The sequence below is a fragment of the Desulfovibrio sp. 1214_IL3152 genome (genome assembly GCF_036763055.1).
Taxonomy (GTDB): domain Bacteria; phylum Desulfobacterota; class Desulfovibrionia; order Desulfovibrionales; family Desulfovibrionaceae; genus Desulfovibrio.
In genome coordinates this window covers 1-10960 of the sequence record NZ_JBAIYW010000531.1, presented here as the reverse complement: position 1 = coordinate 10960, position 10960 = coordinate 1, and the positions used below count along the sequence as shown (strand labels likewise).

Annotated in this window: 7 protein-coding genes and 1 pseudogene; 2 read left to right on the top strand and 6 right to left on the bottom strand. The window is 57.2% G+C overall.

Annotated features, from left to right (window positions below):
- The 5 genes and pseudogenes from V6C07_RS11280 to xerD all read right to left on the bottom strand — a co-directional run.
- Positions 1–1032: pseudogene (locus V6C07_RS11280) on the bottom strand (DNA mismatch repair protein MutS); the annotation flags it as partial.
- A gap of 131 nt (positions 1033–1163) precedes the next feature.
- Complete coding sequence (locus tag V6C07_RS11275; RefSeq protein ID WP_333536578.1) at positions 1164–1601, bottom strand: LapA family protein; 438 nt, start codon at positions 1599–1601, stop codon at positions 1164–1166.
- Positions 1602–1750: 149 nt separating this feature from the next.
- Entirely contained in the window at positions 1751–2305 is a 555-nt protein-coding gene (locus V6C07_RS11270; protein ID WP_333536577.1) for an HIT family protein, read from the bottom strand.
- 163 nt (positions 2306–2468) lie between these two features.
- Entirely contained in the window at positions 2469–5177 is a 2709-nt protein-coding gene (locus tag V6C07_RS11265) for a CBS domain-containing protein (RefSeq protein ID WP_333536579.1), read from the bottom strand.
- Between the two features lie 5 nt (positions 5178–5182).
- A complete protein-coding gene (gene xerD / locus V6C07_RS11260) occupies positions 5183–6115 on the bottom strand; it encodes a site-specific tyrosine recombinase XerD (RefSeq protein WP_333536576.1) in 933 nt (310 codons plus the stop codon).
- Between the two features lie 176 nt (positions 6116–6291).
- Here xerD and folK point away from each other — a divergent pair, with 176 nt between their 5' ends.
- Together folK and V6C07_RS11250 are read left to right on the top strand one after the other, a co-directional pair.
- Complete coding sequence (gene folK / locus V6C07_RS11255; RefSeq protein ID WP_333536575.1) at positions 6292–6816, top strand: 2-amino-4-hydroxy-6-hydroxymethyldihydropteridine diphosphokinase; 525 nt, start codon at positions 6292–6294, stop codon at positions 6814–6816.
- Between the two features lie 110 nt (positions 6817–6926).
- Positions 6927–7220, top strand: coding sequence for a transcriptional regulator (locus V6C07_RS11250; protein WP_333536574.1), 294 nt, complete (start codon positions 6927–6929; stop codon positions 7218–7220).
- Between the two features lie 204 nt (positions 7221–7424).
- Here V6C07_RS11250 and V6C07_RS11245 read toward each other — a convergent pair.
- The coding region (locus V6C07_RS11245; protein WP_333536573.1) for an acyl-CoA dehydratase activase-related protein at positions 7425–10960 on the bottom strand (3536 nt) is incomplete at its 5' end.

The window sequence follows — 10960 nt, the reverse complement described above, 5'->3', positions numbered from 1 at the left end:
TCGCAGCGCGGCCCGGCGGCCGTCATCGGCATAAAACCACTCCACAGCGTCCTGCGTGCGGACTATGTGGGAGCTTTCCCGCCAGGGGTGGCGCAGCATGTCTTCCAGCAGACGGCCGCCCATAGGCGTCATGGTGTCGTCCAGCACATGACGCAGGGTTCCCTTGCCTTTGCGCCCGTTCAGACGGGTGAAAATTTCCAGATTGCGTTCCGTAACCTCGTCAATGATAAGCCTGCGGCTCAAGTCCAGACGCTGGAAGGGCTGCAGATGCTCCGGGCTGCGCATTTGGGTTTGCGCAAGATACGCAAGCAGCGCGCCGCACGCCCGCATTATTTCATCATGGCCTGCAAGGCCGAGGGCAGCGGCTTCGCGTACCCCCTGCGCAGCCAGTACGCGCTCCGTGGAACGTTTGAGATCAAACCGGCTTACAGGCAGGCGCACAAGGCGTATGCCTTCAAGCAACGTGCGGGCTGGCGGTTGAAAACCTTCAGGAACAAGAAGCTCGCGGGGGCCCATTTTTTGAACCCATTGCCACAGTTCCGCCTGCCGTTTGAAATCCACGCCGGACCATTGACCTGTGGAAACGTCCAGCCAGGCAAAACCGCCTTTATCCGCATCGTTTCCGGGGCAGAGAGCGCCAAGGTAGTTATGGCTCTTGGTGCTCAGGTTGGCATCATCAAGCACAGTGCCGGGAGTTTTGACGCTGGTTACGGCCCTTTTCACCAGCCCTTTTGCTGTCTTTGGGTCTTCTACCTGGTCGCAGATAGCAATATGATAGCCTTTGTCCACCAGCTGCGCCACGTACGTGTCCACCGCATGCCAGGGAACGCCGCACATGGGAATGGGATTTTTCGGATCTTTGCTGCGGCTGGTGAGGGTTATCTGAAGTTCACGCGCCGCAAGCTCGGCATCGTCAAAAAAAAGCTCATAAAAGTCACCCATGCGATAAAAAAGCAGAGCATCAGGGTGATCAGCCTTGATGCTCATGTAATGCTCAAACATGGGGGTCATCTTGAAAGTGGGTTCAGACATGGCAGTGCTTCAGGGCAAAAGGGAGCGCGGGAACCGCGTTAGAAACAGCGGAGCAGGCCACTCTGTGCGTGTCTGCTCCGCTGCGCGGCGCTGCCGAAGAACACACGGCAGCGCCCGAAAAACAAAAACGTCTAATGCTTGTCAGGGTCAGGAGCAAGGGCTTCGTCTCCTGTTGCAACCGCTTTGGCTTCAGCCGGAGCAGACTGAGCGCCATCGGTTTTTTCCTTGTTCCGATGCAAGAAGCTCCGCTTTGCGGTTTCCGTGTCGGCCTTCTTGCGAAGCTGGACCATTTCGCGTTCAAGGCTATTGATGTGCCACTTGTGCTTCATCAGGCGGGCCGAAAGGTTCAGCTTGTCCCACACAAGGAAGCTCAAGGTGAGCAGGGCGCCCAGGGCGAAAGCCACAATCACCAGAAAGTAAAACGGCAGCGGGATGGAATGCATGGGCGGAATAAAGAAAAGGTGAAGCGTTAACACCATGTCCTGCGAAAGAGGTCCCTGATTCTGAAAGAAGAACACGAGGGCAAGAAAAAAGACGACGGCCAGCAAGAGAACCTTGATATACCGCATAGACACACTCCTCTCAGGCTAAAGCTATCTCAAAAAATTCACGGGCTTTTTGAGAATGCCGCCCGCCCATGAGGGACACAGCTTGCGCTCTCCAGCCGAATTTTTCACGCCGCCCGGCGTAAAAAACACTTCCTTCGCCACTGATTCCGTCAACTGTTCTGTTGCGGACTGCAACCTTCCTTATGAGGCGAGGAACCGGCGCCGCATGGCTCCCCAGCCAAAGCGCCTTTCGTGAAATATGGTTTCAACGCCGCATAACTGCGGCTTAAATGTTCAGGCATTGTACGCACTTCGTCAAAAACAGCCATGAAAGACGAGTCGCCGGTCCAACGCGGAACCAGATGAAAATGCATGTGTTCCCTGATGCCGGCTCCGGCTGCCGCGCCCTGGTTGAGGCCGATATTGATGCCTTCACAGTTAAAGTGCTTCTTTAATATTATGGAGCACGTCTGAAGAAGATCCATAACTTCATGGGCTTCGCTGGTGTCCAGATCGGCAAGGTTCATGACATGCCTGTAAGGACAAACCATAATATGCCCATTATTGTACGGAAACTTGTTCATGATAACAAAAGAATGCCGCCCTCTGTACAGGACGAGGCGCTGCTCATCCTCCTGTGTGCCGGTGGGAAGACAGAACACACAGGTGTCCGGTTTTGGTCCAAGAATATATTCAATACGCCAAGGCGCCCACAATTGTTTCATAGTTTTTTTCTATACACCGCTTGACCATCAGGAGCAAGCGGAAAACGAACATGGCATAAAATGTTGATATTCAATATGTACAACATATTCAGTGTATTATCTGTGCAAAAAACTTCAATGGCAGCCCTTGCCTGCAGTCCGGGTCAAGACGCGGCCGGTTTGATCATTTGTTGCGCGTAGCCACTGCATGCTTTTCTGCTGAGCCTCCTGGCCGCTGGTGGGCCAGCTTGCGCGCCAGCGCCAGTTGTTCTTCGCGTCCCGGTGCTTCGCCGTCAAGCTTTGCCTGAAGCACCGAGCGCAGGATGTGGCTGAAAAGCGGCCCGGGCGGCAAGCCCATCTTTTTAAGGTCTTCGCCGGTGATATCCACCTTTTCGTGGCGCCATTGGGTAATGTAGCGGGACAATTTTTTTTGCAGCGCTTCGTTGTTGGTCTCGGCCATAAGATAGAGCAGGGATTCCAGCGAAAGAGGGGCCAGCAGCCCACACAGGTCGCTTACCTTGAAGTCCCGCTCGCTTTGGCGCTTTTGCAGGTTTTCCAGGCGTCCTCTCACGGTACGCATCTGTTCGCGCTGGCCCAGTATTTCGTTTCTTTTGTTTTCAGGCAAACCCATGCGCCGGTAGAGCACGGAGGTTTCCGCATAGGGCAGGCCGTGGCAGAGACCAAGAAAATAGACGAGCCAGGACTGAGGCATTTTTTCAAAATACAGCAGGCGGTACCAGGACAGTATATCCTGAAGTTCTTCAAGGATGCTTTTTTTCCCCGGCGTAAGCGCCAACTGTTGAGCAATGGCGGGCAGTATGCCGATCTGATCCAGTCGCTCAAGGCAGGCCAGCGGATTGTCCTCATCGCAGATCAGCTTGAATTCATGAAAAAGGCGCGAGCCGCTGAGCCTGTCCATCAGTTTCAGGCCAAGAGCATTTTTAATAAGCTTTTCCGAGCCTGCCCCTATGCGAAAATCATAACGCTGCTCAAAGCGCACAGCCCGCAGACAGCGTGTAGGGTCTTCAACAAAGCTCAGGGTATGAAGCACGCGTATGATGCGCTCTTTTATGTCCCGTTGCCCGCCGAAAAAATCCACAAGCTGCCCGAATGGGGTGCTGTCCAGCCGCACCGCCAGAGCATTTATGGAAAAATCGCGCCGGAACAGGTCCATTTTGATTGAAGACAGCTCCACGGTAGGCAGCGCGGCGGGATATTCATAGTATTCGAGCCGGGCGGTAGCCACATCAATGCGCGATTCGCGGCCTTCGGCATCTTTAAAGATGACCACTGAGGTCAGAAACTCCTGATGTTCGCGCACTCTTCCGCCAAGCTCCGCAGCCAGCGCCTTTGCAAGGGCAATGCCGTTGCCTTCCACTACCAGATCAATATCCTGGTTGGCCCTGTTAAGCAGAAGGTCGCGAACAAAGCCGCCCACGGCATAGACGGGCAGGCCCAGTTCGCGGCCAAGCTTGCCTGCCATGTGGAGCAGATTTTTTGCGGAAGCGGGCAAGCGGTCCTGTATGAGCTTGCCCACATGGCGTTCCTTGCTGGAGGAATGCTTCAGCACAGGCAAATTGCCCGGCTCATGAGCAAAAACATTGATAAGGTCGGTACGCGTCACAACCCCGATCACATCTTCGTTTTCAACAATGGGCACCAGACGTTGGCGTGCTCCGACAATGGCGGCGGTCAGGTCTTTAAGTACCGCTTCCGGGGGCAAAGCCTGTATGCGCCGTTGCATGTAGTCTTCCACACGGGCGTTTCCGAGTCCGTGGGCGCTGGCGCGCGAAGCAGTCTGGGCGTCCAGCAGGCCCTTGCACCTGCGTGTGCCGGGTATGAAAACAGGCACTGCCTTAAGGCCGAAGTGCAGCATCAGTTCGTCCGCCTGGCGTATGGTGGCTGTGGATTCCACCCCCACAGCCGGAGAAGACATGTATTCACGCGCGGTCTTGTCCGGCTGGGCCTGCGCGTAGAGTTGTCGCAGGATGGCATCGCGCACTTCATGCAGGGTCATGTGGCGCACAGAGGCCGATGCCGCATAAACATGCCCCCCGCCGCCCAGGGCCGCGCAGATATCGCCCACGTTAATGGCGTCACTGCGGCTTCGGGCAACAACCTGTATGCGGTCCCCCATTAGGCCAATGGCAAAAAGAACAATAAATTTCTCCATTTCCATAAGCCGGTGCGCAAGGTAGGCAAAGTCGCCCAGGTAATGCTCCATGGAGGCTTCGGCCAGCACCACCTGCGTTCCGTTTATGGTGTAGGACCTTGCCGACTCCAGCAGGCTGTTGAGAGCCTGTATGTGCAGACTGGTCAGCTCGTGAGCGGCCAGGTCATTGATGCGGTTAACGTCCATCCCCTGGCCGAGCAGCCAGGCGGCAGCCTCAAAATCCGCCGTTGTGGTGGACGAATAGGTGAAGGAGCCGGTATCACCATAAATGCCAAGCCCCAGCAGGGTGGCATCTTCCGATTCAAGGCGGATTCCGGCTTCGCGGAGATGTTGCACGATGAGGCTCGTGACAGAGCCTGTCGGGGCGAAATACAGCTTGCCGGGGGTGATGTCGTCACCTGATTCCGGGTGGTGGTCCCAGATTTCCACGCGCACATCCGGGCGATCCAGCAAAGGGGCCACATGGCTGACCCTGCCGCGCTGGCGCGTGTCCACCACCACCAGCCGGTCAAAAGAATCCCAGTCCAGTGCCGCGCTGTCGGCAAAATTGTAGGCCCGGACATCAAGAGCGGCGTAAAGCTTTTGCAGGCCGCGCTCCTGGCTGCCGGGAAAAAGCAGCACATGGGGTTTATACAGGTGACGGGCAGCCAGCATGGCGGCAAAGGCGTCAAAGTCCGCATTGGCATGGCAGGTTATCAGCGTGGCTTTGGCAGCGCTCACATGGCTCACATCTGGCTCCGGGGATGGAATTTGCGGTGAATGCCACGCAGGCGTTCTGCCTGCACATGGGTATATATCTCTGTGGCGCTGATGTCGGCATGTCCGAGCAAGAGCTGCACTGCCCGCAGATCAGCGCCGCCTTCGAGCAGGTGCGTGGCAAAAGAGTGGCGAAAGGTATGCGGTGAAACCGGACGGCGTATGCCTGCCGCCACAGCGTATTTTTTTACCATTTTCCATATGTATTGTCGTGTCAGGGCGCGGCCGGAACGATTGACGAAAAGCTGGTTGCCTGTGGGCGAAAAAGCCGGACGCCAGTCACGAATATAATTTTCAAGCATGCTTTGCATAAGATCGTGCAGCGGCACAAGGCGCTCCTTGGCCCCCTTGCCGAAAACACGCACAAGGCCGCGCTGAAGATCCAGATCGGGCAGGCACAGGTCGCAGAGTTCAGACACCCGCAAGCCTGCGGCATAAAGCAGCTCAAGCATGCAGCGGTCACGCTGGCCTCCCCTGTCGCGCATGTCGGGCCGTGCCAGCAGGGCTTCCATTTCATCGCGGCTCAGCACTTCAGGCAGATATTGAGGCAGCTTCGGATTGTCCAGCAGTTGTGCCGGATTATTTTTTATGACGTTTTCCTGTATGGCAAAATCGAAAAACGCCCGTAATGCTGAAAGACGGCGCGCCAGTGTGCGCCCAGTATTCTGCCGGGCGCGCAACCAGGCCAGATAAAGAAAAATTTCCTGTTCGTCGGGCTGTGGGCATGGTGACTCGCCATGGGCAAGCTCCTGACGAAAAAGGAAAAAATTTTCAAGGTCCTGCCCATAAGAGGTGACAGTCTGGGGCGACAAACCCCGCTGGGCCAGCAGATAGTCCTGCCACAGCGGCAGCAGGGGGGCCAGCGGACAGAGGAAGGATGGGGCCGTGTCTTGCTTGATCATGCAAGCATGCTAGCCGCCTTGCGCCGGACGGGCAAGTTTTTTACATATTCCACAGCCGTATGCGGTGCAAAACGCGCACGCAGAGGCTTTTGTTCCCTTTGCGCCTGTGCTATCCACAACCGCACATAGATAAAGCAGGAACAGCAACAAACACCCCTTTGAAAGGGGAGAGGCATATGTCCGAAAATTCGTCGGGGGATTCCCTGCAGGCCTATGTGTGTCTTGGGTCCAACTGTGCAAATGCGGAAGAAATGCTGGCACGCGCCCGACAGGGGCTGGCCGCCTTGCCACACATGCGCATCGGGGCGTCGTCGTCTATCTATCGCACCGAGCCGCAGGACTACGCCGATCAGGCATGGTTTTTCAATCAGGTGATCGAGCTTTTTCCCGACGCCTGCTGGACGCCGTGCTCTCTTGTGGATGCCCTGCTGGATATCGAGACAGACCTTGGGCGGGTTCGCAGCACGGACCCGGCCTTGCGCTTCGGACCCAGAGCCATTGACGTCGATCTGTTGCTGTTTGGCTCCACGCGCAGCAAAGACCCTCACTGTCTTGTGCCGCACCCCCGCCTGACACAGAGGGCCTTTGCCCTTGTGCCGCTGCTTGATGTTGCCCCTCACGCGGTCATTGACGGCATACCTGCTTCGGAATGGCTTTCGCGACTGCTGTACAAAAAGGACGGGCAGAGAATTTTTCAGTGACTGAAGGCAGGCCCTGTGGTAATCTTGTCCACGGCTTTCATGAATGTTGCCGGAAGCCGCACCAGAGCCGTACGCGCCCGTGCCTTGCACGGACCTAAGGAGCATGACAGATGTGGAAGTGGCTAATTCTTATCCTGGCGGGCTATGCCCTTTACCGCCTTTTTGCCAATGATGTGCTGAAAAAGAAGAAAGAAAACAAAGAGGATAACGCTGCCGAACTGGAACGCAAGATTGCCGCAGGCGAGATGGTCAAAGACCCCGAATGCGGAACCTATGTTTCTGTTGAGGGCAATATTTCTGTGCGTGACGGGGAAACCGTCCATCGCTTCTGCAGCTACGAATGCCGCGACAAGTTTTTGCAGCGCCTTGAAGAGAGCGGCCGCGAACTTCCCCCGCGCGAATAACGCACACTATAGCTGTTATATTTCACGGGTGAGAAAATGGCCTGAGGGCTGTTTTCTCACCCGTGTTTTTTAGCGCAACTGATTTTAACAACGGCCCTTCATTCCATACTGCGGACGCAGACAGTCCCAGCGTCCGCAGCATGCTTTTGCGGCAATCCTGCCGGACCGAAGCGAGGCTGCCGGCAGCCTGTATCTGAAAAACGCCTATGTCACCCCACAGAGTTTTTTGGCAAAATCCGACTGGTCCTGAAGGTCTCCAAGCCGCAAGATGCCTTGCTCCCGTGCCATTTCTCTGGCTATGGCCATGAAAAGACGGATACGGTTCAGTTGATTGGCCTCGCTGCTGCCGGGGTCATAGTCAATCGCCATGATATTGGCCTGGGGCGCTGCCCGCCTCACGGTTTTAAATGTCCCGCGACCCACCACATGGTTGGGCAGGCAGCCGAAGGGCTGCAGGCAAAGGATATCCTTTGCGCCATGATTGAGAAATTCCAGCATTTCCGCAGGCAAAAGCCATCCTTCGCCAGCGGCGTTCCCCAGTGAAAGCATGGTTTCGCCCATGCGGGCCAGGGTGTCCACATGAGCCACCGGCATGACCCTGTCTGCCAGAGATGAGCGCCCGAGGGCCTGCCGCATGCTTTTGCGCAGACTTTCCACCTTTCTGATTATCAAAGCGCTGCCGAGAGCACCCAGAGCGCTGCCGCCCTGGCGTTGCCAGTCGTATATGGAGTCCCGCAGGCAGTAAAGCATGAAGTTTGTAATGTCCGGCAACAGCGGTTCGCCGCCTTCCTGGCGAATAATGTCAACAATATGCCGGTTGGCGTCCGGATGGTAAGTAAGCAGAATTTCTCCCACAACGGCAACGCGGGGACGGCGTCCTGAACCCAGGCTTATCTGCTCGAAGTCACGCACGAGGCGCTCCATGCTGTGGCGGAACGCCCTGGCATCGCCTTGCCTTACAATGGGAGAAAGCACGCGCAGCCAATGGGCTGTTCTGTCTTCCGTATCGCCGGCGTGCCGTTCATACGTCTGCGTAAAAAGCGAAAGGCGCTGCAGCATGTCACCGCCGAGCATGCCGAGCAGCATGCGGTGGAGCATGTCGCGACCGGGCCGGAAGCCGGGATGTCCCTCTGTTCCAGCAGTGCTCAAGGTGAGGATGGGGATGGAATCCAGGCCGCATTCCAGCAAAGCCTTGCGCAGCAGGGCCGGATAGTTGCTGGCGCGGCAGGGGCCACATGTTTGTGAAAGCAAAAGCGCCACGCGCTGCGGGTCATGTTCGCCGCTCTGCAGGGCGTGCAGCAGTTGGCCTATGGCGACAATGGCCGGATAGCAGGCATCATTGTTCACATACGCCTGACCAAGGCTGATGGCCTCGGGATTGACATGGGGCAGCAGTTTGATGCTGTGGCCGCTGCCCGCGACGCCTTCCGTGATCAGCGAAAAATGCAGCGGAGCCATCTGCGGCACAAGAATGAGCCTTGACTGGGCGTCCTTCCTGGTAAAGACAGCAGGGGGCGGAGGCGGCGCGTGGACAATGTTTTTTTCTCCGCGTCCCTGGGCTACGGCCAGCAGGGAACGGATGCGGATGCGCGCCGAAGCCAGGGCGTTTCCTTCATCCATTTTGATCAGGGTGTACAGCTTGCCGCATTCCTGCAACTGCTCGCGTACCTGGTCTGAGGTAATGGCATCAAGCCCGCAGCCGAATGACGTAAGCTGAACAAGTTCAACGCGGGCATTGCCGTGCGTGGCCTGGCCCACCCAGGCAGCGGCTCGATAAAGGCGCGCGGGATAGGTCCACTGGTTTCGCACGCGCAGGCCGGGAACGGGCATCTTCTGAAGCCACGTCCGGGGCAGACAGTCTTCGCTCAAAACCGTGGCTCCAAGCGAGGCTATGAAGTCCGGCAGGCCATGATGCACCTGGGGGTCGGCATGGTAAGGACGCCCAGCGAGCACAACCAGCGAGCCTCCCTGGCGGCTTGTTGCGTCATAAAGCTTTTTCGCCTCATTGCGAAGTTCGCTCAGATAATGTTCCTGCTCGCGCCGCGCGGCTTTTATGGCAGCGCGTACTTCCCCCTTGGGCAGGTTCATTTCACGGCAAATGTTGCTGACCAGGGAACCGGTATGGTTGAGGTTGACAAAAGGGGTATGCATAACGACCTTGCCCACGGCAAGTTCGGGCAGATTTTCTCGTACAACCTGCGGATAGCCGCAGGCGACAGGGCATGAAAACGCATCGCACATCTCTTCGAACTCTTTGGCTTCACGCGGGATGCAAGGCAGAAAAATGCGCTTTGCGCCTGCCTTGATGAGGGCGAGCACATGCCCGTGTGCCAGTTTGGCCGGGTAGCAGACACTCTGCGAGGGTACAGAGGCCAGCCCACGGGCGAACAGGGCGCGACTTGTGGGAGGAGAAAGCTCAACCCTGAAGCCAAGCTCGGTAAACAGGGTAAACCAGAAAGGGTAATGCGAATAAATCGTGAGCACGCGCGGTATGCCTAAGACGCCACGCGGGGCATCTTCCACGGGCAGCGGCTCATAGTTGAACAGGCGACGGTATTTCCAGTCGTAAATATTGGGTGCCTTTTCAGCTTTTTTGGCGCCGCTGTTGGCGAATTTGTCGCAACGGTTGCCAGAAAAATGCCGTTCGCCATGTGAAAAGCGGGTTTCAGTGAGAAGGCAGTTGTTGCCGCAATCACGGCAGCGAAAGCTGCGGCTGCGCATCTCAAGGCTCCGTATGCGTTCAGCCGTTATGGGCGACCGGGGTTCTTCCTGGGCCGGGCGGGCTTCAAGGGCTGTCAGGGCCGCGCCATACGCCCCCATAAGTCCGGATGACACCGGACGGTGTACATGATGCCCGAGGGTGCGCTCCATAGCGCAGAGCAGGGCGTCATTGAGGAAAGAGCCGCCTTGCACCACCACATGCTGGCCCAGTTCGTCCACATTTTTTATGCGCAGGACTTTGTCCAGAGCATTGCGCACCACGGAATAGCATAGCCCTGCGGCAATGTCGGCGGCCTTCATGCCCTCTTTTTGCGCCTGGGTGACCTTGGAGTTCATGAACACCGTGCAGCGCGATCCGAGATCAGCCGGGTGCTCGGCATAAAGAGCTGCCTGAACAAATGCGTCCATGTCCATGCCGAGGCCGATGGCGAAGCTTTCAAGAAAAGCCCCACAGCCGGCAGAACAGGCTTCGTTGAGGCTTACGCTGGTGATGACGCCGTTTTCCGCCTTGAGACACTTCATGTCCTGCCCGCCGATATCAATGACGTAGCTGACTTCCGGGACGATGCGGTGAGCCGCCTTGAAGTGCGCCAGAGTTTCAACGGTCACGCAATCGAGCTTCAGGGCAGCTTCGGCAAGCTGGGCGCCATAGCCTGTGGCTGCAGCACCCGCAAGCCACGCCTGCGGCGGAATCTGCTCAAGCATGTCTGCCAGGGGCGGCAGAAGAACCTGCAGGGGGTTGCCTCCATTGGAAACATAACATGACGCCAGCAGGCGCTGCTGACTGTCCATAAGGGCGGCTTTGACTGTGGTGGAACCCAGGTCAAGGCCGAGATATAAAGGCCCTTGGGCTTCGCTGAGGGCTGCCCTGGGCAGTTTGTCGTCAGAATGGCGTTTTTTGAAGGTTTCGTATTCGTCCGGGTGGGCAAAAAAGCGGGGCAGGGCCTTGGTCAGCGGGCTGGCCCGTTCGCGCGACAGGCTGCGGGCCTGCCCGGCCAGAGCGTCCAGACGCACCAGCG

Excerpts from the sequence above, each read along its gene's own strand:
- V6C07_RS11275 (WP_333536578.1), bottom strand. The coding sequence starts at position 1,601 with ATGCGGTATATCAAGGTTCTCTTGCTGGCCGTCGTCTTTTTTCTTGCC.
- V6C07_RS11270 (WP_333536577.1), bottom strand. The coding sequence starts at position 2,305 with ATGAAACAATTGTGGGCGCCTTGGCGTATTGAATATATTCTTGGACCA.
- xerD (WP_333536576.1), bottom strand. The coding sequence starts at position 6,115 with ATGATCAAGCAAGACACGGCCCCATCCTTCCTCTGTCCGCTGGCCCCC.
- folK (WP_333536575.1), top strand. The coding sequence starts at position 6,292 with ATGTCCGAAAATTCGTCGGGGGATTCCCTGCAGGCCTATGTGTGTCTT.
- V6C07_RS11250 (WP_333536574.1), top strand. The coding sequence starts at position 6,927 with ATGTGGAAGTGGCTAATTCTTATCCTGGCGGGCTATGCCCTTTACCGC.